General features: G+C 41.5%; 23 protein-coding genes and 1 pseudogene. 10 read left to right on the top strand and 14 right to left on the bottom strand.

The window, feature by feature from the left end:
- Nucleotides 1-191 precede the first annotated feature (191 nt).
- From OOJ59_RS18960 to OOJ59_RS18970, 3 genes are all read left to right on the top strand, one after another.
- Nucleotides 192-3,851, top strand: a complete 3,660-nt coding sequence (locus OOJ59_RS18960; RefSeq protein WP_193157124.1) for an AAA domain-containing protein — start codon at nucleotides 192-194, stop codon at nucleotides 3,849-3,851.
- A gap of 4 nt (nucleotides 3,852-3,855) precedes the next feature.
- Entirely contained in the window at nucleotides 3,856-5,673 is a 1,818-nt protein-coding gene (locus OOJ59_RS18965) for a phospholipase D-like domain-containing protein (protein ID WP_193157125.1), read from the top strand.
- Between the two features lie 194 nt (nucleotides 5,674-5,867).
- On the top strand, nucleotides 5,868-6,617 hold the full coding sequence (locus tag OOJ59_RS18970; protein WP_225546523.1) for a hypothetical protein: 750 nt from the start codon (nucleotides 5,868-5,870) through the stop codon (nucleotides 6,615-6,617).
- 657 nt (nucleotides 6,618-7,274) lie between these two features.
- Here OOJ59_RS18970 and OOJ59_RS18975 read toward each other — a convergent pair.
- Nucleotides 7,275-8,705 carry a hypothetical protein gene (locus tag OOJ59_RS18975; RefSeq protein ID WP_268063452.1) on the bottom strand — a complete coding sequence of 477 codons (1,431 nt, stop codon included), beginning with the start codon at nucleotides 8,703-8,705 and terminating at the stop codon, nucleotides 7,275-7,277.
- Between the two features lie 955 nt (nucleotides 8,706-9,660).
- On the opposite strand from OOJ59_RS18975, the gene OOJ59_RS18980 reads away from it, so the two are divergent.
- Complete coding sequence (locus OOJ59_RS18980; protein WP_160956564.1) at nucleotides 9,661-10,218, top strand: hypothetical protein; 558 nt, start codon at nucleotides 9,661-9,663, stop codon at nucleotides 10,216-10,218.
- Between the two features lie 142 nt (nucleotides 10,219-10,360).
- Here OOJ59_RS18980 and OOJ59_RS18985 read toward each other — a convergent pair whose 3' ends face one another.
- Together OOJ59_RS18985 and OOJ59_RS18990 are read right to left on the bottom strand one after the other, a co-directional pair.
- Nucleotides 10,361-11,572, bottom strand: a complete 1,212-nt coding sequence (locus OOJ59_RS18985) for a hypothetical protein (protein ID WP_046885169.1) — start codon at nucleotides 11,570-11,572, stop codon at nucleotides 10,361-10,363.
- A gap of 178 nt (nucleotides 11,573-11,750) precedes the next feature.
- Nucleotides 11,751-11,936: a helix-turn-helix transcriptional regulator gene (locus OOJ59_RS18990; protein WP_032160635.1), complete on the bottom strand. Its 186-nt coding sequence runs from the start codon at nucleotides 11,934-11,936 to the stop codon at nucleotides 11,751-11,753.
- Between the two features lie 262 nt (nucleotides 11,937-12,198).
- On the opposite strand from OOJ59_RS18990, the gene OOJ59_RS18995 reads away from it, so the two are divergent.
- Entirely contained in the window at nucleotides 12,199-12,699 is a 501-nt protein-coding gene (locus OOJ59_RS18995; protein WP_160956565.1) for a hypothetical protein, read from the top strand.
- Between the two features lie 46 nt (nucleotides 12,700-12,745).
- Here OOJ59_RS18995 and OOJ59_RS19000 read toward each other — a convergent pair whose 3' ends face one another.
- From OOJ59_RS19000 to OOJ59_RS19030, 7 genes are all read right to left on the bottom strand, one after another.
- The gene (locus OOJ59_RS19000; protein ID WP_160956566.1) at nucleotides 12,746-13,675 is read right to left on the bottom strand and encodes a tyrosine-type recombinase/integrase; all 930 of its coding nucleotides are present in this window, start codon (nucleotides 13,673-13,675) and stop codon (nucleotides 12,746-12,748) included.
- A gap of 46 nt (nucleotides 13,676-13,721) precedes the next feature.
- Complete coding sequence (gene radC / locus OOJ59_RS19005; protein ID WP_105607093.1) at nucleotides 13,722-14,174, bottom strand: RadC family protein; 453 nt, start codon at nucleotides 14,172-14,174, stop codon at nucleotides 13,722-13,724.
- 1 nt (nucleotide 14,175) lies between these two features.
- Nucleotides 14,176-14,637 carry a hypothetical protein gene (locus tag OOJ59_RS19010; RefSeq protein WP_160956567.1) on the bottom strand — a complete coding sequence of 154 codons (462 nt, stop codon included), beginning with the start codon at nucleotides 14,635-14,637 and terminating at the stop codon, nucleotides 14,176-14,178.
- A 119-nt stretch (nucleotides 14,638-14,756) separates the two neighbouring features.
- Nucleotides 14,757-15,149, bottom strand: a complete 393-nt coding sequence (locus OOJ59_RS19015) for a DUF2787 family protein (protein WP_160956568.1) — start codon at nucleotides 15,147-15,149, stop codon at nucleotides 14,757-14,759.
- Between the two features lie 26 nt (nucleotides 15,150-15,175).
- Nucleotides 15,176-15,424: a TA system toxin CbtA family protein gene (locus tag OOJ59_RS19020; protein ID WP_193157126.1), complete on the bottom strand. Its 249-nt coding sequence runs from the start codon at nucleotides 15,422-15,424 to the stop codon at nucleotides 15,176-15,178.
- Nucleotides 15,425-15,754: 330 nt separating this feature from the next.
- Nucleotides 15,755-16,243, bottom strand: a complete 489-nt coding sequence (locus OOJ59_RS19025) for a hypothetical protein (RefSeq protein ID WP_193157127.1) — start codon at nucleotides 16,241-16,243, stop codon at nucleotides 15,755-15,757.
- A gap of 113 nt (nucleotides 16,244-16,356) precedes the next feature.
- Entirely contained in the window at nucleotides 16,357-16,509 is a 153-nt protein-coding gene (locus tag OOJ59_RS19030) for a hypothetical protein (protein WP_006324787.1), read from the bottom strand.
- Here OOJ59_RS19030 and OOJ59_RS19035 point away from each other — a divergent pair.
- The 5 genes from OOJ59_RS19035 (at nucleotide 16,437) to OOJ59_RS19055 (ending at nucleotide 18,203) form a co-directional block, all read left to right on the top strand.
- Nucleotides 16,437-16,634 (top strand): helix-turn-helix domain-containing protein, encoded by a 198-nt coding sequence (locus tag OOJ59_RS19035; protein WP_236936170.1) that lies wholly within the window; start codon nucleotides 16,437-16,439, stop codon nucleotides 16,632-16,634. The two genes, OOJ59_RS19030 and OOJ59_RS19035, sit on opposite strands and share 73 nt — an antisense overlap.
- 11 nt (nucleotides 16,635-16,645) lie before the next feature.
- Nucleotides 16,646-17,173, top strand: coding sequence for a hypothetical protein (locus OOJ59_RS19040; RefSeq protein WP_160956581.1), 528 nt, complete (start codon nucleotides 16,646-16,648; stop codon nucleotides 17,171-17,173).
- Nucleotides 17,174-17,187: 14 nt separating this feature from the next.
- Nucleotides 17,188-17,547: an acyl-CoA dehydrogenase gene (locus tag OOJ59_RS19045; protein WP_193157128.1), complete on the top strand. Its 360-nt coding sequence runs from the start codon at nucleotides 17,188-17,190 to the stop codon at nucleotides 17,545-17,547.
- Between the two features lie 29 nt (nucleotides 17,548-17,576).
- The gene (locus tag OOJ59_RS19050) at nucleotides 17,577-17,912 is read left to right on the top strand and encodes a hypothetical protein (RefSeq protein WP_160956611.1); all 336 of its coding nucleotides are present in this window, start codon (nucleotides 17,577-17,579) and stop codon (nucleotides 17,910-17,912) included.
- A gap of 66 nt (nucleotides 17,913-17,978) precedes the next feature.
- Nucleotides 17,979-18,203 (top strand): hypothetical protein, encoded by a 225-nt coding sequence (locus tag OOJ59_RS19055; protein ID WP_151242855.1) that lies wholly within the window; start codon nucleotides 17,979-17,981, stop codon nucleotides 18,201-18,203.
- Nucleotides 18,204-18,330: 127 nt separating this feature from the next.
- Here OOJ59_RS19055 and OOJ59_RS19060 read toward each other — a convergent pair whose 3' ends face one another.
- From OOJ59_RS19060 to OOJ59_RS19075, 4 genes and pseudogenes are all read right to left on the bottom strand, one after another.
- Nucleotides 18,331-19,275: a hypothetical protein gene (locus OOJ59_RS19060; protein WP_115188177.1), complete on the bottom strand. Its 945-nt coding sequence runs from the start codon at nucleotides 19,273-19,275 to the stop codon at nucleotides 18,331-18,333.
- A gap of 76 nt (nucleotides 19,276-19,351) precedes the next feature.
- Nucleotides 19,352-21,730 (bottom strand): DUF262 domain-containing protein, encoded by a 2,379-nt coding sequence (locus OOJ59_RS19065; RefSeq protein WP_193157129.1) that lies wholly within the window; start codon nucleotides 21,728-21,730, stop codon nucleotides 19,352-19,354.
- On the bottom strand, nucleotides 21,727-23,517 hold the full coding sequence (locus tag OOJ59_RS19070) for a DUF262 domain-containing protein (RefSeq protein WP_160955756.1): 1,791 nt from the start codon (nucleotides 23,515-23,517) through the stop codon (nucleotides 21,727-21,729). Before OOJ59_RS19070 ends, OOJ59_RS19065 begins: the two co-directional genes overlap by 4 nt.
- A gap of 166 nt (nucleotides 23,518-23,683) precedes the next feature.
- Nucleotides 23,684-24,421, bottom strand: a pseudogene (locus tag OOJ59_RS19075) (tyrosine-type recombinase/integrase); the annotation flags it as partial.
- Nucleotides 24,422-24,547: the final 126 nt, after the last annotated feature.

Here is a 24,547-nt window from a genome sequence, read left to right on the forward strand (position 1 = left end):
GAAGGACACATCTATTCAAAATAACAGCGTATATTTTCAAGATAGTAAACATAATCATCGCAACCTTTTAATAAGTCATTAATAATTTCAAACTGTCATACTCTCAAGCTTTTGAAAACAAATAATATCTTTACAACCACTTCCAAACGACTATAGATATGAGCTAGCGAAACTAATCATCTGGAGCATAAATGGAAACTTATCTCACCGGAAACTTCCTCAATCAATATGAGGATATTAATACTCTGAATGAATATGATAGAGAAAATGGCAAACCATGCTTATTAGAGGCTTCGCAAAATGCTAAGCGAGTGCTAATAAAATTTTGGCCTAAAGATGAATCAAAAAACAACGATATAATTGAAGATTTGTGGCGATATGAAATAAGACAACTCCATAGGCTGAAAGGTTTGCCCGGTCTAGGAGACTATATATCTTCTATAGTTGACTCAGGAAAAGATGAAAGGGGATTTTACTTAGTATTGGATGCAGACTTCAGAGTTCCTCTGTCATATATATTTAAAGAAAAAAAGACACTAAGCTTAAATAAAGAATGGATCAGGAATAGTAGAAAAATCGAGAATAGAATCAAACTTTGGCATAATTTTATAAGAATTATTAAAGCCATTGAACTATTGCATTCCCAAGGTCTGCTTCACAGGCATCTGGATAAAGATTCTATACTAACTGATCCTAGATCACTTGACTTTGACTTCCAATTAACCGGCTTCGAATGGTCACTACGCGTCCACGCTGTTTCAGATAAACATAACGAATATACATCTAGAGATTTGAAGATTAATAAGCAGTATTCTTTTTTATCTGATTGGGCTGATTTAGGTTTTCTAATAGCCGAATTACTTAACATAAGCTCAGATAGATTAATAAATCTTCAAGTCACAATTAATGATTTAGTAGATGAAACCGATCTAATTCTTGATGAATTAATTTTAATTCGCGGATTGATTGGTGTTATGAAATTAGAAACCAACTTATCGAGGGAGGCCATAAATGGCTCTATAATAATAGAAAAAGTAAACACTATATTGAAGTCATTAGAATCTCTAATTTCAAAAGAAAATTCAACTAGGCATATTGAATTTCTTTTTTCGGCAAAAGCAAACTCGGAAGTAACACCAGACAAAATAACATCTGTTTTTAATGCCATACAATATACCATAAATAGAGATCATGGAATCACAATTTCAGATAAAGATATTGATGAATGCTTAGACTTTATAACAAGGGATCTATCAGGGAAAATATACCTATCTATAAATAAAAATAGAAGTAATAAAGAAGAAATACTTCTTTACGGAGAAAAACTCACTTATGTACTAGAGAAAAAACGCAACGGTAAAACAGAGGACTCTGATTGGAACATTGCATTCTGCCATGCTGCTTATGTTGAGCCTCCAAAACAAATAAAATTCAAAGCTAAAAGAATAGCTTTAGAAAGAGACGTATTAAAATGTATTCAGTTTAAATCTAACAATCGTTCTCAAGGTATATATAACTCTTGGGATGATCTAATCCTTGAACTTGAACGAGATGATAATAATATTCTTCCCAATAGAGTTATTGTCGAAGGGTTTGCTATATATCACCTAACAGAAATAGCTTTCGCAAAATCAGAAATTTACCCTGTAACATTAATTAGTTATGATAAGGACAAAACAGAGTCAAAGTTTTTTACAGTAAGAATACAATGCAGACAAGATGATGACCATATATCGACATCATTAGGTATTAAACCACCTGCAATTCGATTACATGACAACTTAGAGAATGATAGAATTAATTCAATAAGCTGGATTCTTACAGAAAACAACAACTTCTATGATGGTGATAATGAAGTAACATTGGATTTTATAAAGACAGAAAGAAACCATGAAGGGGTTTACGAATATATATTCACAACAAATACACTAAACCCAGGTTTCAAAAAATGCTTCCTTATACCTTCATCAGTACAGGGAACTATTAAGCAATTAAGTAGAAGAGCATCATCTATAGATGAATTAAGTAACCACGCAGAGCTAAGGAGTATGTTAGATGATCCTTACAATAACACTATTATATCTGAAATAAATAACAACCTTCATAGTTCTTTTTATTCACTGGATGAATCTAAAAAAGATGCATTTGAAAAAATAAATAAGACTTTGCCTATATTCTTAGTCCAAGGACCTCCTGGTGTTGGGAAAACATATCTGATAACGACTCTTGTAAATCAAATATTCTCTAATGAAAGTGAGAGTCGAATAGTTCTAACGGCACAAAGTCATTCTACTGTCCAGCATTTATACCAAGAAGTGACTTCATCCTTAGATATAACTAACTCCAAACCATTAATTGTTAGTTGTATAAAAAAAGATTCGGATGATGATAGCGATGACATATCAATAAACCAATTAGACTCCCTTGCGCTAGAATATATTAAAAAATTTATTGATAGTGATATTTTTGATGAATGTACATCAACTATAAGTAAAAATTCAATTATATCAGCCAGTCGTAAATCATCCAAATCAGACAGATATTCTCTTATCAAACAGATATTGAAATCTGCAAATATGGTTTTTGCTACAACTAACTCCAGACAAGTAGAAGAACTAATTAGTGAGAAATCACAATTTGACTGGTCAATAATGGAAGAAACAGGAAAAGTCACAGGCGTAGAACTTCTTAGCCCGATGTTACTTTCATATAGAAGACTGATGATAGGTGATCATAAGCAGTTACCCCCTTATGCAACAGAAAAAATGAGAGAGATCCTCACTGACATTAATAAATTGAAGAACGCAATAATTATTGCAACTGATATAAATAATCAACAAATAAAAGGTGATTGGATAAAAGAGCGTTTTACTGAAAATTTTATCTCAACAATTGATAACGAAACACTTGAAAAATTGAGTTCTAGTGCAGTCAGGCTTCATCTCTTATTTGAAAGTCTTGTGCTTGAAGAAAAAGTGAAATCACAAAAATATATAGATCGTTACGGTGATGATAGAAAGCATAGAAAAATTGCGAGCATGCTTAATTTCCAACATCGTATGCATCCAGATATCGCAAACTTGATCTCTAGCGTATTTTACGATAAAAAGCTTAAAACAGAACCTTCAAAAGAAAAATTCTATAGAGATGCAAATACTATTACCCCTTTTACATTTAAACCTAACTCACCATTACTTAACTCCCCGGCAATTATATGGATTGATACCCCCGATGTTCAACAAACTAAAAACAATTATGCTGCAGAATCTCTTCCTGTTTGGACAAATAACTTAGAAAAAAATACTCTTTTATCCGTTCTTGAACATTTGAGGGTGAATTCAAAAGCAGAAAAAACACCAAAACTAGCAATCATGTCACCTTATGCAAAGCAGGTAGATTTAATTAAGAGAAGTCTGGATAAAAAACTGCATAAAGAACCAAATTCGTTACAAATAAATTATTTTCAAAAACCAGATGATCATTCTTCATTTTGTAGCACTGTTGATGGTTTTCAAGGGGCTGAGGCTGACATAGTTATTGTATCTATGGTTAGAAATAATCATCATTCTTATGTTAGAGCATCTCTAGGATTTCTCCTTGATAGTAGGCGCATGAATGTCCTACTAAGTAGAGCAAAATATAAGATGATAATTATTGGTTCATTCGAATTCCTTAAATATTGGTCTGATTTAATCGACAAAAAAGAAATTAAAAAAGGTGATTTAAGCAATCAATTTTTAGTCGATCTTGTCAATAAACTCATCGAATATGAGCGTGAAGGATTATTAAAGAAGATTGACTCTAGAGAATTCAAACACGTAAAACAAGATAAGAATAAGAAAAGGACTTAATATCATGTCACTAACTACATACGTAATAGTACCTTTTGGATACGGCATGCATCGTTTTAGTTTAGCGAAAGCCAAACCTTGGGGGCCAATTGAAAAAATATTGTTAGGGTATATTGCTAAAACACCTTGTACCTCAACCTTTTTAGCTAAGACATCAAATCTCCCCAGGCAACTCATCGTGGAAATGCTAATCCCTCTGATGAAAGCTGGATGGATCGAAATAAAACCAATCAATGATGAATATTTTTTTGTAACAACGAACAGGGGGGCAGAAGTAGCCTTATATGAAGAACTACCTACTGATAGCATCCCTTATTCAAGAGTTAGAAGTTTTATGGTAGACCCTTTGACTCGTGAGTGTTACCGATACGAGAAAAGAAAAAAGAAACAAAGTTTTCAACTATACTCTAAACATAATATTTTAGATGCTACAAAGTCATTCCGTGGTTTATGCTCTGAATTAAATATCATCTCTAGCTACACTACTACCTTATCTAGAATTTATGAAAAAATCACAAATTACGATGAAGAGGTTATTGATATAGAAGATGACATAATAGATACAAATTATTCTAAAAATATACATTTTGCTCTTGCCGCCATAGACGACATGGGGAATATTACAGGAGTGCCCGAAATATCAGATGAATTAAAGTGTGAGATACTTAAAAGAGATAAGAAGATTCGTGAGCGCGCAGAGATATTAGATATAAGTAAATCTGATATCTATGTTGGAGAAAATATTAATGAAACTGTTAAAACGTTACCAAAACGTTTAATTAACAAAGAGCAAGTTAGACTGATTGCAGGCCCCGAAGAACATCGGATGCATCTTTTCAATTCAATAATCAATGCAAAAAGTAGATTAATTATACATTCTACATTTATCAATGAAGAATGTATTGCTGATGTGTTTGATAATTTAATAGATGCGGCACAACGATCAGTCCAAATTGATATTCTATGGGGCCAAACAGAACCAGAGGAACAAAATAAACTTGAATCTTATAAAAATGTCATAGCCAAATTTGACGAATTAAATAACAAAATAGTACAAAAAGGATTATCTACACAAATAAAATTCCATAGAGCCCCCACTCTATCTCATGCAAAATTCATAATCCATGATGAAATACAGGGTATTTACAGCGCTACATTAGGTTCGTGCAATTGGCTATCGAGCAGATTTAATAGATTTGAAGTATCTGCCTGTATAACCGACGATTTAATCGTAGCAGATTTAACTGATATATGCTCCCATCTATCAATGGGTGGAACTGGATTAGCAAATAACCTGAGCAGAGAACTAGCTGTTTTCTCTGCAAGCTTATATAAAAATGTTAGTATACGCAAAGAATCAGATGGTAATACTAGCGTTCAAATAATTTCTGCACCTGAGCATCACCCTATAGTAAAACAAGCTTGCAATGTAGTTAAAAACAATATATTTATTTGTAGTCATAGAGTTAGCTATGCGGGTGATAGACCTATAATATTACCGCTGAAAACCGTGAAAGCGCACGATAAGAATATATCTATTGATATTGCTTATGGAAGATCAAGTGGGGATCTAAAATCAGCCGAGCTTAAGGAATTAAAACAAAATCTTCAGTCTTTAGGTTTCAATATTACAACTGCAGATAATCCTCAAGTACATGCTAAGTTTTTCTCTTGGGACAATAACAATATTTTAGTCACAAGTCTTAACTGGTTGTCATCTTCTTCTAAGGGCGATATTTACAATGAACTAGGTTTCCTTATTACACTTCCTGGCATTGGAAATGAAGTGAAGGAAAAATTCCATGAAATGTATCCAGAATAATATTTATTGTTAGAACTCATTATATGCCATCATATAATGATGGCATATACCTCCCTAATAACTACATAACAGAGCCCCCTTTACCAATAACCTTCTGTAAAGTTACATCTCTTAATGATGAAAATGTCATATATATTATTAGTTACACAAGTATATTCATCTCAGCACACATTAAAATATAAGGAGAGGTTTTGATGGCAAGAAAGAAAATTTGGGCATACGCCATCGATAACAAAGAGGAATACATTAAAAATAAAGAAACAAATAAAGAGCGATTATTCTTTATTTGGGAGGTTATTAAGATGCGAAAAGAAAATCCTAAAGAGCTTTCTTTGCTAACCTTTATGAGCACACAATCTAACAAGGATAAACGAGCAGAATTAACACCAGTTAAAAAAACAAAAACCGCCTTTTTCAGATATAAATCTGATTCAACAACATTTACCGAAAGCCATGATTCTGATTCAGAATACATATCTCATGAAACTGCAATTCTAGTTTTATCTGAAATGAAAAAAATAAATTTTCAAGATAAAGATAAAAATTATGAAATTGAATTCGACAATATAAAAAAAGACGACTTACAAATCAAATTCGAAGATGGATCAATTTATTATCCTGATCTAGTAGGTTTTTTTAGCAAACCAATAGAATTAGCCAGGAAATGGGGGGGGAAAGTAGCCATTGAAGTTAAAGTAACTCACAAATGCAGTTATGAAAAAATAAAAGATTTTCAAGACCATAACATACCCATAATTGAAGTTTCATTATCGGATAAGATGAGGCTCAATTCAGAATTAAACAATACTGATATCGATGAAGATGAAATGGAACGATATTATAACTTTTTAAAGAGCAAATTTAATAACATTGTTTATATGAAAATATTATCTGACCCTATAATGTTAAATGAGCATAAATTTATAATTAACAAAAAAAAATGAAACGATTATTAAGGCTATAAAAGAGATTGAATCATTTAAAGGCAAGCTGGCAAAAGAAACTGAAAAAAAAGAATCATTTGAATCAACAATAAAAGAAATGAAACAGGAAATATTTAAGCTAAAAGAATCAATCGATAATACAAAACATCTTAATAATTCTTTGCTAACGCAATTAGATAATGAAAAAAACAGAGCTGATTCATTCAATGAAAAAATTAATGAATTAAAACTCAAGGATTATGAAAGCATGAACTTTCTAGAGCGTTTTAAACGACTTTTCAGGTAAATTTTTTAATAAAGAATTAAGAAAACAACAAGATGCAACAGAAGATATATATGTATAAAACTCTCCAACTAGAAATTATTTACGAATATATAATACCTTAGGAGTTAAATTTTATCTATTGCTTCCGCTCAATCAAAAGATATGGATGGGACCATTCAGTAACCTCCTCATATGAAACAAACCCATCGTGCTCCAGTGCGCAAACGCCCTTATGGCTGGCAACATAATCGTATACAGACTGACTTTCCAGCCCCTTTAGCATGCGCGACAGCAGCTTCCGGCGCATCACATCTGACTTCCTGCGTTTACGCGCTGCCACATCTTTATAGATAATGTTGTATGAAGGTGGCGGGTCAAGATTAGATTAACGTTTAATGTTTTGTCTTCAATTCAAGATAAGGGTGATTCCAGCAGATCTCACAGTTACTCACCATCCCATCATGCTCAATCGAGCCGCATACCCCTGGATTAGCCAGCACTGCTTCATACACCGCCTTACTCTCAATACCTTGGATCATATGCGAAAGAACACACCGACGAACACTCGCGGTGATCTTGTCAGGTTTAACCATCAAAGACTGACGGACAGCATTGCGTATGGCCCAACCGCGACCGGGGCAATTAACATGCTCATCAAGATAACGCGCCACCAACGCGTTAAGTGCCCTTCTCACGGGCCGAACAAACTCAATCCACTCATCAGCCACACACACCGCTTCATTGTAGCCATACAAATCACAAAGCTTACGAAACGCAGCGCTGTCCTTATGCTTACGAAACTCTCCGAGTGAATAAATCAGAGTATAGATAAGCAACTTAGCAGCCTTTTGATCAACGTTGAACCGACGCATAACCTTCTTCTTGGTGATCTTTGCCAACCGCTTACATTTGATGCCGTATCTCTCCAGTTCATGTTTCAGAATAGTCAGTTGGCTGCTTTTGATATCGTAGTTATGGCCTTCAACTACCGACCATTTGATAGCTGCCTTTAGCGCCTGAAAGCCACCATTCTTCTCAAATGAACGCGTTCCCCGCTCTGCCAGTTTGTATTCAGGAAAATATTCAACTACCAAAGGAACGCTTGAAACCATCCTGCAACCACGTTCAGCCAGATGCTGGAGGAAGTGAGACTTCAGAACAGCCTCCCTTTCGTCTTCAGGAACGTAGGCCTGTAGCTTATCAAGGTTGATACGCAACGCCCCCATGTTGAGATACACCTGACGCATATATTGCTGGGTTTCACGGGATACGTGACGCGTAGCATGGCGGGGCTTATTGAAGTGCGATAACGCTTTGTGGATCAATTGCTCTTCTGTCATGATCTTTTGGTTATGAACACGCTTACCCACAGACAGATAAATGTAACGGTCATCGCGCTGCTTGTAGTCATCAGGCGAGACTTCAAACCAGCGTTTTAGGTATGCCTTGGACAAAGCAAAAGTACGACTTTTCCCATTCCCCCATGAATGAATTTTAATATCTATAATCCCTGCATCTTTCAGCAACTCTAACGCCCGGTCACAACACAGGTATTTATTCTGTTTAAAGACAAACGGTAATTCTTCTTTACCCAGCTCATTATATATTGGCGAGTATTGCGTCCATGGATTATCCTCCGGGGTGTCTTTAGCATAAAGGAAGTTATTACAAATCAGATGCTGCAAAAACCGTTGAATATCCAGATAGTATGACGGAGACTGGCGACCATCTTTCCCAATGAAAGGTATGTTATGTACATCCTCAATGAACTTATTATAAGTATCAAGTGTAACCAGAATGCCACGTTTAATAATATAACCCACAGAATATTTCACAGAATACCTCGTAATTGAAAGTTGCATAACACAAAAAACACAGTTGTTTTTTACAACGCTGAAATTTACAACATCAATTACGAATACCTTAATGAAGGCCAATTTTTTTCATATTACTCACACTCACATATTACCACGCTCCCACCGCTATATATCTCTGCTGCTCATTATCACTATTAATATGGCAGTGACATATACATACTATATAGTGAGTAATATAGAGTTATACCTGATAACTACCTTGAGGAGTGCATTAACCGGTATAATTAACAAAAATACAGAATCGAAAATACAAACATAGATTCTGTGTTATGGGGATAATCATCAATCCCTGCAGTTAATACCAGGGTACTAAAGTCCATGTCTGGAATAAAAAGTCATCGCCGATTTTCCCCTACCATTGTACGAGATGCAAATCTGACACTAAACAGCAGCGGTAGTTAGCCGGTCTACCACGCCAAAATCCGGCAACGTTGGACGGTCTGAAATGCTGGTTTTTGCAGATCACGCATTTCGGTTCTGCCTGTTAGCCGATCAATCATTGAAGTTACTGGCCTCTGAATCTGCCGGACTGGTCGCCATACAACAGGCTGATGACGAAGCGGACAGTCCCCTTGCTTATGGCCGAATTACTGATGAAGAACCGCAGCCCTGCTCAGCGCTGAATGCAGAATTGCACAGTCAGAGACCAGGCTCGCCTACAAAGCCGCAATCACTAAATCACTTTTTTCAAAGCGCCAAATGTTTTCATCATGGTTAGCCTGCCAGTGCTGAATAGTGTTGATCGCCCATTTTTAGCAACTAGGCGAGTTAACGCATCTACATACCCTCCCGATATCCTCTTTGAACGATTTCAGCGAAAAGCTAATCAACAAATCTATGTTGCGTGACAACTCTGTTATGGCAAGATAGTAAATAAAAATTTCCTAAGGGAAGGAACAAAGTGGCAGCTAAAGAGCGTTACTGTTATCAAATCTTAAAGATCCACTCGGTAATTGTTGATTTTGATGGAAAACCGCATCTTTCCAAAGTCCCTGGGGTTGTTCAGGGAGAAACATTCAATCAGTGGAAGAGGAGAGTTCTAGGCCCAGAAGTGGATAACGTAGTGGTCTATTGTCCACAAGAGCCCAGCCCTCAAACTCGGATGCATAATCTGAGAGTAGCAAATTCTGCTAGACATGTTGAACGCATGTTCAGAGAATTTGGAAAAACTAAAGATAACAAAAAGCAGAAAGCCGTTGATGATGCTATTGCCGACACAACGGCCAAATTTTCCAATGTCCCTTGGGAAACGCTAGAAGATTTGCTGGCTGAAAAACAGCATAGTCTGGAACCTTCCATTCAAGATTTTTTTCAGAGAATTATCGAATCCAGCAGGAAAAGCGAAGAAGATATTAGCATCGAAAAACTATTAAATGAACTTATCGACAGCTATAACAGTGCAGCCAGAATGTTCAGAGAAAAAGTTAATAAGAGCTGCGATTGCAAGCTTGAAGTTTAGCTAGCATAAACAACTCCCGGATATGTTGATGCAGCCTACGTATTGCCTTGTGTTAGTAATGCAGCACACCCGCCCACTAGAGATGATCTTATCCCCCTACCCAATTAGCAGATGGCGGTCTTATGACCGCCATCACGCCAGTTTAATCCCGATGTTTACGCTTCGGGTGCGCCTGTTCGCGCCTTGTTAATCGCCGGGGATTACGCTTTTTACTCGGCTTCGACTCGATGAACTGGCTTACAGCCATCTCTTTCTTCGTTGCATTCACTGGCTTTAACTCTGCGATTATTGTACCCAGCGCAGCAACACAAGAATGCCAGTAAGCCCAAACTTCACTCTTGTTGAATAGCTCCGTTTCATGCGTTACCAGCGCCCTTTTTAACCTTCGTGACATACGGCTGTTTACATCACCCATGGCGTGCTTGGCCCAGGCTTTGGCGCTGTTACTCTTTGGCCGCGATGACTCAATGAAGTCATTAACAAGAACGGATTTAAGCTTTCCTTCATAAACCACAATGTGCCCGAACGGGTTTTTAAGCTCAGTGAGTTCCGCTAGGGTGACAGACCATGAACCAGAACGACGACCAGGCATAATACGAGCTTCTATGCGTAGAAATTTTTCAAACTCCTCCTGATTGATCTCAATGAACTGTTCCTGCCTAGCCTTGCCATCTTTTAATACAACCTCACTACATTGGTTAAAACCCAGCGAGTTCAGCACACCTGCATATACCTTCTCATAAAGGTTAAACCGTAGCTCGCTCTTCCCGCCTAAGTTCAGCCCAGGCAGCCCCTTAAAATTCACGTGGTCCTTGAAGACAGATATTCCCTTTAGATCCCAGACATAGTCATTGAGCTTGCAACCATACACATCCAGAGCGACATCAATACGAGTTACCCAAGATCTCGCTAACAGACGGTAGAAAATGGCACCGAGCCGATCGCTCAGCCATCCCAGCATGTGATCCATCGCTTTTGCATCCATGTGTTGCGGCCGGAACTCGAAGCGTATCCCACCTGTCTTGACGTGACGAGGTCCCCAGTTGATGTGCAGAAGCATGGGTGAGTCATCACCCTTCCGGTACACTGACAGTCCATATTTATAGGGATGAGGCTTACCCGCTTTATTCTGCGTCGATTTACGTTCAATACGATACTGTTTCCAGCGCCTCCCAAGCACATACTCAAGCTTCTGCAAGAACTCCTCTTTCTCTTCTTCACTATGGAAGCGAGAAACTGATGTAATACCATCAGCTCGCATTGTCATTCGGTGCCCATAGCTACTACAGCAGATTTCATTTGATATGTTGAGCTCAATATTCTTCCTGTTAAGCCAGTTACTATTCTTAGTCATTGTTGTTCCTCTCAGGTATTAACCCAGTGGGGAACAGAGAGCAATAGCTTCCCGTACAGTTATTATTAGTAACTGCTCTTCACCGTTGGCTTAATTAACCCAGCGTCAGCTTTGACTAATATGTTCTCTGTTCATGTTTTTAAGTGCGCTAATAACGTGCTGTTAGACGTTCATGCACTTACTGAACACGCTGGCGGTCAGCCAGCCACTGGTTAACTTCATGCTCGTAGAAACCTACCGAACGAATACCTATACGGACCTGCCGCGGAAATTCATTACGCTGGAGCATTCTGTAGAGCGAAGCCCTGCTCATAGCACAACGCTCAAGAACTTCCGGGACTTTGATGATACGAATTGTGGTCATAACGCACCTGTTTAAGTTACGCATCGGCTGATGCGAACAGGCTTTTACAACCATCATTCCCCCCCTATTTGGGTCAAAAATACCAAAAGCAACAGTTGCATAGTCGAGAAATCAAAATTGCAACAGTTGCTTTTGTGGATCAGTTCAGGCTTAATCGTTTCATGAAGCAACTGTTGCTGTTTCGAATCAGTTCAGGTTTTATACTTCCACGAAGCAACCGTTGCTTTTTCATGTGATGATTGACTACAACATTGGGGGCTTAATGAAAAAGCAGAAAACAAGTGATGCCGTGATCCGGGTTATAGCCAGCCGGGAAAAACTCGAAGAGGAGATTGGAAGTGCTTTCTCAATCAATATGAATGCACAGGTTAAGGCGAGGTTACGGGAGTTATGCGTGTTCTATGGTCATGAGGGCATGCTTACAAGGAAATCAGGGACAGGTCGGCGTTTTAGCGAGGTACTGGCCACACTGATTGATGCTCATTACATTGTTTATGTATTCAATCCCCGAACTGCTTCAGCTAAGGAGCTGATTCGAGTTTTCAAACATGTTCATCGTTTGAAAATGAGAGGCAAGGATAACGAAACCATCAGGGAGACCATGATCAACAGAGGGTTTGACAGGCCTGGCGCTATTGCTGACGTCCTGACAGACAAAAAAATGGACCCTAAAGCATGGACAGAGAAGGACGTAGAAAAGATGCTAAACCCGGAGAAAGTACTAAAGCTTTTGATGAAAATCGAAAATAAACAAAATGGGTGAAATTGCTCGTAGCGACATACTCTCACCAAACGGGTAAATGATACCGTCACCAGCATTTGAGCCGTCTGCTGGCACTGATTTTCATCCCCTCACCACGACAGTCATAGCGTGTAGTCGTGGATATGTCGCTGTGGCCTGCCAGTTGGCGCACAGTATTGATATCCACGCCCTGCTCCAGCAAACGGGTGATGAAGGTGCGCCGCATATCATGTGGAGTAAATCGCGCAATACCCGATGTGTGCTGTAACTCAGCCAGGATACCCGTTAACCCGGTTGTTGTCAGCGGCTGGCTGGCGACCTTACCGTTGCGGTGAATTCGGCTGAACAGTGCGCTATCAGCCTCGTCTGCGCTGACCTTCAGCCACGTGCGGATAGCCTTATCCACTGCATCCGCCACGTGAATTTCACGATATTTACGCCCCTTCCCCTGTCTGACTGTCAGGATGCCATTGCCATAGTCCCGGTGCTCAAGTTTAACCAGTTCCCCGGCCCGCAGCCCCGTTCCACAAAGTGTCAGCACAATAGCGATATCACGACAGCGCCGTACCGGTTGGGAATGCTGTTTTGCTGCCAGAATCAGTGCCCGGATTTCCCGCTTGTCTAACGCCCTTCCCTTACGCTGTATATCACCGCTCACGCGCTTAACTGACCGGATACGGGCCAGCGTTTCGGCGTTTATACAATTGAGGTTAAAGGCCGTCTGCGCCACACCCCGGAGTGCTGACAGCGCCATGTTGACCGATGACACGGCATAACCGTCATCCAGCAGTGCCGCACGCACTTTAGCGACAGCGGCGTAGTTAAGTTGCTCCCACGGATAGTCTGCTGCATCTGCACCATGTTTAAGTATGCTGGCGCTGCGGTTTAACAGGCTGATGATGCCCCGCCGTCCCGATGGTGCAAGACCGCTAAGATACGCATCAAACACGGTGGTTTGCACCACTGGCACAACCTGACGTAACGCAGCCCTGCTCATGCGCCTAACCCGCAATAACGTACATTAAACCAGGTAACTTTCAGCATCACACCAGCCCCCGCTCAGCCATCGACACCGTTTCAGTTCCTGCCACGATAAAGTGGTCAAGCAAACGCACATCCAGCATTTCCAGCAGCTCCTGAAGCTTTTTAGTCAACTTAATATCGCAGCGGCTGGGTTCAGGTTCGCCGCTGGGGTGGTTGTGGACAAGGATGACTGCGGCGGCGTTATGTTTCAGTACGCGTTTGATAACTTCGCGGGGGTGAACGCTGACCGAGTTTAACGTACCCCTGAACAGGATTTCACGGTGCAGCAGCTGATTCTGATTATCGAGCAGGATGATGCCAAACTCTTCATGTTCAAGCGGTGCGAGCTCAACCATCACGCACCGTCGGACATCATCAGGGGAACAGAGCTGAACCCCACGCTGATAGTAACGGCTGATAATGTCACGCGCCTGGTCAAGGATACGGTTTTCACGCTGGGTAAACATGGTCATGTCAGAACTCCCGTTCAATGAAGTAAATGGCGTCGGGAAATAGCTGGCGGCGGGTTACGCCAGTACGCAGGGAGAAAGCTTTACGGGGCATAGTGGTTCGCCCGTTGCTGTCGAAGAAACAGAGCGTTTCCTCATCTATTTTGACCAGAAGGGACCAGTGAAACTGGTCGCTGAGCATAATCAGGCGGGAGTGGTCAGTAACATCAAGAAACCGCTGCATTTCCCTGAACAGTCGCCCGTCTGTTACTCCCCGCTTCCTTGCAAACGGTCTGGTGATTTGAACCGGGAACTGGCGGCTGTAGTGCCCTTTCTGCAACACCTGCGCTATCAGCCAGTCCAGACGGTCCTCTTCAATCCCTTCAGTCAGCCATTCATGCAAAGGCCAGCGCTGCTGATAAGCCTGAATAAGTCGGTTCATTAACGGGCGTCGCTTCACCCTGCCGTCATACAACCAGCTCAGCATGTTAACCACGCAATAAGCACCGCAAAGACAGTCCAGTTCGCCCTGTTGAGACGCACGTATCCCTCTGTCAGTCGTCACAGATAATTCCTCATAAGATAGTGATGATTAGTAAAGGGGGATTAGCTTTCCCACAGTACTGTAATGGTGTAAGCGTTCATGCCGTGATACTGAATAAAGTTGGATTGCCAGAGTTCAAATAACTCCCTTCCGGCGTTAACAGGCAGGTCACCAACATGAGCCAGAAAGACATATTGCTGACTCCAGCTAAAATCAATTTCCTTTTCCAGTTCGGGGTAAACCACACCCATATAACTGAAGTCGGTGATGTAATCGAAATACCATTCATCATTGCGTGAAACAATCCGTATTTCGACAGGATGGTAACCGCCCTTTTCAGCGCTGTAGCTCAGGTCTTTAAATAATAGACTGACGGCTGTAATTTTGGTTTTATGCGGCGGTGGATTTCCCGCCTCATTTATTATGATATTTATTAATTCCTGATCGACGGGCATAGCTAGCCCTTTCTGATGTATTTTATTCACTTTAATCCCATGTATTGGTTGACGGATAGTTCATTAACTTCACTCAATGGAGTGTCAACTGAATCAAGTCTGTGCAAATCATACTTATATGCCCATTCATTGACTGCCTGATAAGGACGCACACAATCAATCCACCATCTTTTCATATAACTTGCCGCACAAAAGGCAGTATCGTTAATGTCTATGCCATAATACTTAATAAAGAGTTTATTAACTAATTCCTGCCATTGTAATAATGAATACACAATATCCCCTGTTAGATATAGTCAGACCTGTGTTCTTTAAATACAGTCAACCCTCCAGTGAAGGATTAACAAAATGAACGTTTAAAGAATGTGATAATTTAAATGGCTGGTTGCAATTAATAACACTACCCAGCAATGAAATTATAGCAAAAACATACTTTCATTGCAAATAATAACAATGAGAAACCAGTTCGTAATTCAGAACGGAAATAACTGAAAACAGATTTTTATTTATTAATAAGTAATGGCATACTTTTCATTCCGCCATGTCAGACGGGTCAGGGTTCCGGGGTGGTTCCTTCTGTCTGACATGGCGGAAAACTGACGCTATCACACCTTCCCGTTCAGCTTTTCAAAGAGGCGCTTACGCTCATCTTCGGGAAGCTTCACAATTTGCGCCGCCAGTTCAGAAACATCAGGCCCCTTAGACATCAGTTCGTCCTTTACCAGCCTGAGGGCCTGCTCCATCAGTTGCGCCCGCGAAGCTGGCGACATATTGCGATACAGCTGCACCCAGAGGCTAAGCTGGCGATCGCTGTCGGTGAGAGTAAACGCTTCACCCTTAGCCCTGTTTCTCTCATCATCAAGCGACATTGTGGCTGCGCTGATATGGTAAACCACGCCTTTACCGGCAGTCCTTTTACGACGTATTTCTGGGTGCAGGGATGCCAGCTTTTCCAGGCGCATCCTGGCGCCACGCGCAGTGCCCGGCATCCCCTCAATACGGGTGAATTCCTCTGCTGTCAACCAGTCTTTAGCCTCTTCAACAGAAGCTTCAGGATGGGTCGGTATAGCCGATACTGATCTCTTACTGCTCATATAAATTTCACCAGATATCAATGCGTTAAAATGAAAACCATCAAATAGATACCAAAAGAACTTGAAAGGTATCTTTTATTCGCATTTAATATCCATGTACTGATTCCATGGAGTTAATACTGTGCGTAACTCAACAGCATCGCAGAAAAAGCAGAGCAAAGGAAGTTCAGGGAACTGGCATCGTGCCGATATTGTGGCAGCACTTCACAAGCGAGGGTTAACGCTGGCGTCACTGTCACGCAGTCACGGCCTTGCGCCACGTACATTAAATAATGCCTTAGAGCGTCATTATCCCAGAGCTGAGCGCATTATTGCCGGGGCTCTGGATACGACACCGGAAACATTATGGCCGGAAAGGTATGCCCTTAAAAATGGACCTAATAGCAGGTAAAGGATGCAGCCATGGCAGCCACCATCACTGAAATAACGGAATGCTTTGAGTATTTTTTCAGTTCTCTTTATCGCAGGGAGTTCGTCAAAACCCTGCGTCTGAACGAATGTAGCGAGCGGGAATTACTGCCTCTGGTACGTTGCTATTTGCTGGGTTGGTTTGCAGATAATTTCTCACCGGAAGTAAAAAGCAAGCTGCCAGGAACTGTATCCGGGCACGGTTACATTGATTTTGTCATTGATGATGTAGCCGTTGAGTTTGCAGTACGTAAACCAACTGCGGCACGTTCCAATGTCTCCGCGACCGTCAACAGTACAGAAGTAAAGAAATTGATGAAGCACGATGGTAAAGCCTTGCTTGTGCTGTTTGACTTCTCTGACACGCCTTATTCAGAAGAACAGATCGAATCCTTCCGCAACTGGCCTTCTCTTGGTCGAGGGAATCATCGCAAGTCCGCATTCAACGTCGTTTATTTCTTTGTGGAAAAACGCAGACCGCTGGCACTGGGGAAAATCACCAAAAATATCCGTATCACTTAATAGGGAATTAAATAATGAACAGAAAACTGCTGGCCTTATTGATGGCAGCCATAACGCTACCTGTTGCAGCAGCGCAGTACGTAAAACCCGGAGCAGTTCTAACCCTGAATCCGGGAAAAGACAATGCTGAATTCAACATTAATGCCTCAACGGGGGATGGTTCGGGCGTATGTAATATGGAGGGTACAGCACAGCAAATAGCTGCCGGAGAAAGCCAGAAGCGTCGCTGGGTCTGGAATGACAATACCAGTCAGTGTGTTGCAGTAATTAGTGAACTGAAAAACGGTAATGCCAGCGTGATGACCCGTGGTTGCGAGGGATACTGTGGCGCTTCTGCGACAGGTGAAATGGATGGTTTGTTTAATAAGAAATAAAGTATCATTAATTTACGAAGGAACTACAGATGAAAAGAGCGATACTTCTAGTATTAATTGCTGCTGGTTTTCTGGCTGGCTGCGGCGAGAAAACGCCAAAATGCAGTAGTGATGACGCTAAAAATCTAGTCGTGGATATTGCCAGAAAGACAATCGAGAAAGGGATGACACTGGATAAGGATGTGCGGATTTCAGTTGAAAATGTTAGAACATTAAGCTATGAATCAGGCCTTGACGTTTACCAGTGCGCGGCTGATTTAACGTTTACAAAGCCAGATCTACAAAACTCTTTACCAATAACTTACCGGATTCAGAAAACAGATGAGGGTAAAGGTCAGTTCTATATAAATGTATCAGGATTATAATCACTGAATAACATTCGAGTTCCTTTGGGGTGAAGTAATTCATGCTTTATCCCAAAAGGAATCTCCATGAAAAAGATCATCAAATTTACCATTGTAGCTATTATCGCATTTAGTTGGTTCATTACACTCAATACAACTGAGCCAGAGAAAGTTCTTCCTGCTAATGCTCCTTTCATTATTAAATCTAACGTACCAGGCATGTGCAAGGTCAGCGCCATCACAACCTCTTCCGGTATTAATCAAAATTTACCCATCGTAGCGTGTAAAGTACAATCATTCTTGGTTAATTAAGTTAATCGACCTCATAGAACTGCTTATAGAAAACTAAATCATGACTATAAGCAGATCTATTTTAATTAAAAAGTTTCGATTTTTTATAAATTAACTCCAGATAACGCCATCTTAAATATCATTAATTTCATTCAATAAAGTCCTCTACCGTTCCAACAGCTATACTTTGCCGAATATCTATTTGAGAATCAATCAGTTCTTCAATTGTGATATCCAACCCATCGTCTTCATGTGGTTTCGACTTGGGATTGCGACCTTCTAATAATTTTTCATTATAAGTTACCCCCAAAGGCGACAATACTTTCCTGACTTGAGAGTATGGTATTTGATTTAGCCCCATACTATCCCACAAAGCCACTCCAATCCCCTGCGTTTTTAGTGATGCTATATCTATATTTAAAAAATAATTAACTGGTTTACTAGATACTATAAACCCTAACTGAATTAGATCGTAAAGCTCAGTTAAGACAACGATCTGTTCTGCTGTAGTTTTTCCTGCCTCAAACTTCACCTGAGGAATATGAAATAAAAATGTACTATTCTTGTCCATAAAACCGGCCAATAAGCAATATTGATTATAAGACAATCTGTTAGCAAAATTTAGAAAGGAAGACATCTGTTGCAAGGGTATCTTTTCGTTAAAGCACATCGATGCATACAAGTTACCAATATATTTTATTTTTTGTTGCTCATATGTATTTTTTGCGATAGTTATTATCCCCTCTAACATCTCCACTGATTTTGGCTCTTTACTCCTATTCTCTTGCTCTCCAAAAAAACCATCATTCCTTACAGGAAGCATATCAACTTCTATAAACCTCTCAGCCCTTTTTGCTGCGATAGACACAACTGAAACAACTCGCTCAACTTCTATTTTCGACAAACTCCGAGTTGCCCAATCAAATAAAACAGTTGATAAAAATCCGCCTGCAGCCCCCGGCAATACACCACCACCACCGATACCAGAAACCCCGCCAGCAATAGTCCCACTAACTATTGCGACAAGCGGTGTAGCAACTTGTTGCAGTCTCCTTTTTAATAAATCCTGTTTAGATTTTCTTTTATTTTTCATTTTAATATCCCTTTATGTCATTTTTAAATATTTTTATACTAAAGTAATTCCCACAACAGCCAGCAACTCACTTAGCTTAATGGTATTCAGACTCTGTTGAAATGTGGCCATTTAGCAGCCCCAACACATGTTCAACATCACGGCTGTCCGTCGCTATCTGAAAATAATCATTTTCTTGGAAGTGAAAAGTGTCTCTAAGCGTGGTGCCAATTTGTAGATCAATTTCCTTTGTAGGTAATATTGTTCTTATGATGAATTGGTTGCGTTCTGCAATGATGCTGAATTCAGGCCATCCCTCATCAGCCTGAAGGCAAATCAGTCTGATATAAGGGCAGAAAGCAGTACCTACTGCGGTCATATAAGTTATATTTAAATTGTTAAAAGCTTGGTATTTATCCCTAAGTTTCTGATAAAGGCAGAATGTGAGCAACTCGGCATGTTCACCATTAAGTTGGCTGCGCTTTAGTATATAAACCTTCTCGTTAGACTCAACACGAAGGGCTCGAGCTTCACAAAACTCGATGACTGCCGGCGTCCGGACGATCAATCCTCGCCAATCCTCACTCAGGTGCGCACTAGAAATGATATCTTCCAGTTGATTCGACAAGTCAATATGTGGATTCATTCGGTCCCACAGATTTTTCAGCAGACCGCGTTTTCCCTCAGAACGTAAGAATCGCTTCCAGCTGGCTTCATCATCTGCACGATCAACTATGAAGGACTGATTTTTTCCCTTTGGCAGTAAGCAGTCCCCCAAACTCAACAGAGCCCGCAGCCAATAGTACGCACCTAACTCCTTTAAGCCAACATTCGAAAAGGTAGCATGAGCCCAGCTCCAGTAGTGCTCAAAGGCATGCTGGAGCTCAAGATGTTGGTCAGCAGTCCAGTCACAGGGAGCTACCATTTTAAACTGGTCCGCTACACCTGAGAACTCTATTAGGAAGTCAATTTGACCAGCAAAGTATCCATGTACCTCCGCTGTTTGGATAAGAGGCCCCCACCCTTCATGGGCTTGTATCAATGCACACTTGATACGCTCCTCGTTAATTTGAAGCCTATTGAAGCCATCCACAGAGTTGTCGGGAATCGCTAGATACTCCAGAATACTATCTGCATGAATCAAAAGTGTATTTACACTTTCCAAGCTACGCCGGAAATCATCTACCCGGTTATAGGTAGTATTCACTGACAGATTCTTGATAACTCTCATCCAGTGATGAAATGCCTCTGGCTCAGGTTTGCCCTTATGTTTGTGGAGATAGCCCACATAGGCCGCGAACTGCACCGCTTCGCTATAGCTTAGGGAGGTGAAGTACGGACTAATAATTTTGCCTAGTATGGATGACTCATTAAAGAACTGATCGTTTAGCAACCCCGTGTACAATCTATTTTTTTCTGCGTGTAACGTATCCAGCAAATAAATAAGCGACGTAGAAAAACGCTCATCAAGCCAATCTCGGTGATGGTAGTCTTGGAATGACAATGTGCTATGTAGATTTCGCAACAGCTCGGTATCTTTATTGAATGCTTCTCCCCCTGAGTCTCGCGTTACCAAAGCCACCACCCTAAACAAGCGAAGGAAAGCTTGATCAAACAGGTTGCTTTCTTTGTCACGAAATTGCCAGAATAAGTCCCCCCAATGCGTGTCCAGTTGGATGGACACGTATTCATGGATGGGAAATGAGCTTTCACCAATATAAAACCTGCGATCTACAAACTTAGTTTTAAGCAACTGCTCATAACGAGCCTTGAAGTTTTCGAACTCAGTGAGAGGCTTTCCCCGGGCATTCATCTTGATATAAAGGTCATCCGAGAGGCCAAAGTCATGCAGACCTAGGAGTTGAAATGTGACAGCTGGACGAGCTTCGTCTACCAGTCTAGCGAATAAGTTCGAATGAGTTGCAAAGCGCTCATGGATGGCGTCCATCATACCTTGAACAGACTGGATAGAGGGGTCGCGTAGCCAGCTTCGGAAAAACCAAGGTTGATCGCAAACAATGTTCGCAAGCGAAACCACCTCATCCACAGTTTCGGTTGGACGATACACCACCAACTGGTCAAAAAAGTCATTACTACTAGGCCGAACTCCGTAGCGGAAACGAGACTTTCCCTCTGCCACGAACAATGCTGTAAATTCTTCCCAGGCGCTATCGCGCCATGCCAAATACCAATGAAGCAGAAACAAGGTGGTCAAACGCTGCTGCCCGTCCAAAGGGAGGAACTGTGTCTTTCCTTGGCATTCTTCAACACTGCCATAAATAAAATCTAAATTTAGCGGCAAGCTGACGTCATGAGCGGGCTTGAGCAGAGCATCCTCCAGTGCGGCAAGGAAAGTATCACGAACCTCTTGCTCATCAGGCCGACCTTGGGCATAGTCACGCTGAATAATCGGGATTTGGATATGTGTATGCTGTTGCAGCAGCTGAATGTAGGTGATTTGTTGGCCTAGGTTCATTGAATTTCCCTTTTGCTGCCGCAGAAAAAGTAGGTGAGTGTATCCAGCATAGCTATTTCGTAAGCTTCTCGGTCATGCTCAGCCCAGAACAGGGCATTACCCACCTGGGGGCTGTAGCATTTCAGGAAAATGTTACGGGTGCACAGCGGCACAAAGATACCGGCCTGATCAAGGGATAGTAATCTCTGGCGCTTTACCGCAAACACAGCATTGCCGTAACTGCGGTTGGTATGTTCATCCAGCAGAGTCAGATTGCACAAACCATGCTCTTCCTCCCACTCCCCCACTTCGGAAAAAAACTCCAGCACTTTGTCATACAGTTCGTCAAACACTTCAGGAAGCTTAGAGGCTGCTGGGTCAACTAAGTTGATCTTAATCTCTTCGTATAAAGCATTATTCGAGCCTTGCGTAGCCATAAATCTAAGGCAATGTTCCAGCCAGGTCCTTTGTGCATCCGTACGGCCAGGCTTGTCATCGCTAACGGAGCGAATATGCTCGATATCCCAGCACTGGGTCTTGAAACTGTCGAACTGGAAACGCAGATTTGAGCGCACATCTTGCAACAAGGTTGCGAGGTTAAATAGAAGCAGCCAAGCACGAATGCGGCCGTGGCTCGACTTACGATCGTAGCTGAGTCCATCCATATGTGTAGACAGGCGCTCTCGTACAACCTCCTCGCTCACAGGAACAGACAGCGCATCACCTGTAACGAGGTGGAAGATCTTACAACGCAAAGTCAGCTCGAAACTGCTCTTAGTCGTGCCTTGCGCCAGTTTGCGGATATCGTTGATTCCGACACGTTGATGAACCAAAAAACCCACCATATGGAAGAGCCTACGATCCTCAAACCATTCTTCTAATTGCAGGAAGCTGGACTTAATGCGTGCCCACTCGTCTTCAACGCTGGCACCGGATGCCTTAAGCCGCCCATTGACATGATGAAATGTTGCATAGGTGTCATACTGCCATAACTGCGATAAACCGTCTTCTTGCGCAACCAGTTCAAACAATAGGCCAATGCGGTTCTGGGCAGGAGCTGGCTTGTTGCTTATGAAGTACCAAAAAGCATCGTTTTGGAGGGCTTTTTCCAGCTGGTCCCATTCATAGGCTATGCGTAACTGAGCGCTTGTGGGATCAGCACTGGCACCGGTGCTTCGACGCAGAAACAGCGCGCGGATAAGTTCGTCTGAAGTTAGCGGTATCTTACCTACATTCAGCCTGGTGAAAGCCTCAACCGGATGATCTTCATCTGCCAACTCGAACCAGATGAGCTTGACCTGGTTTATTATTGCAGCCTTGATCGTTTCCACCTCACTCTCGTGTCGAGCAAACCAGTCCTCTATGGTCTGCATAGCTAGATAAAGATGAAAATAGTCAGCGTTAGTCTCCGCCAGTTCAGAGGAAGGCTCTTCTAAAAAGGCCGGCAGTTTGGGACGAGTTTCATAATCCAGCTTATAGAGTGGCTGACGGAATCGCTCGGCTAAACGCTCGTTAAAGTGACGAAGGACCAACAAAAGTGTGGTCAGCCGTTGCTGACCATCTACTACCTCCCAGTCCCCTTGTAGCCGCGATTTGATTACTAAGGGCTGTAAGCAGTAGAATTCCTGAGGCTGAGGGTTGGGTCGCTGAGTGAACTCGTGAATGTCATCCAAAAGCTGGGTTATCTGGAACGAGGACCAACGGTACCCTCTCTGATAGGCTGGGATGAAAAAGCGTTGGGGCCGTCCATCTGCAAGGAAAGTGCGTAGTTCATGAACGGTTTTCAATTGAATTTGTTGTGTCGCCATACCAAACGGGACCTCTAAGGCAATAGTTTTTGGCTAATGTTTTACTCTCTACTAGCTCGAATATTTATAGTCGTATAAGAGCGCACTCAAATGCTCAAAAAAAGGATTCATCGACTATTTAAAATTAATCTATTAAAGTCGGAACAGTATTGTTTCAAGGTGCAGTTTAAATTTTAACCTTGTCTAAATAATCAGCCCAAACTTGCAACCACTTCCGGCACTCAGCGTCATACTTATACAAGTTATAAATCCCCTCAACACCACCGCGCGTATGCCCCAGTATGGCCTCGGCCACCTCATTTGGACATTGCAAGCGGGATAATCCTGTCCGCACTGTACGACGTAGATCGTGGGGTGTCCAATGAGGTATATCAAGCATTTGGCCGCTTTCACGTAAACGCCATGAGTTTTCAGTTAAATACTTCTGCTGGATTGGCTTCTTAGTGGCTTGCGAAGGAAACAGATATTTGTCGGAGGTAAGCCGTAGTACTTTGAGAAAGTCGATTGCCTGATCAGATAACTGTACGTAGCGTTCTACCCCTGTTTTGGTTTCTCGCAGATGGATAGTGCCTTTTTCAAGATCAACATCCTTCCATGCCATATTGCAGACTTCACCGGTACGGCAACCGGTCCAGAGAGTCAAACGTAGCACGTTTTTGATCGTTGGCGTATAAGCAGAGCCCGGAAGCCAGTTAAGGAATTTAGCAAGCTCATCCTCACTCAGTACTCGTGTTCCACGTCCATTTGTGAGCTTGATTCTGGTCTGTCGTAAACTGGATTTTGCTAACAACGCTGGATTCGCAAAACTGTCATCAAAGCGCCCAAGGCCAATAGCAAATTCATATGCGAGTGAAAGCTCCCTCAGTACATTCCCTGCCTGTACAGTTGCACCTCGAGCTACAATGTCAACAACGGGTAAAAAGTGATCCACTTACCGCCACCACCAACGGTTTAATATTGATCCACCTTGTTTACTCAGGATTAGCTTCAGCTATAACCCCGGCCTTTCGTTTCTGCTTCAGTCGATAGC

Origin of the sequence: Citrobacter sp. W9, from assembly GCF_026719375.1 — a bacterium.
In the GTDB taxonomy this organism is placed as follows: Bacteria; Pseudomonadota; Gammaproteobacteria; order Enterobacterales; family Enterobacteriaceae; genus Citrobacter; species Citrobacter werkmanii.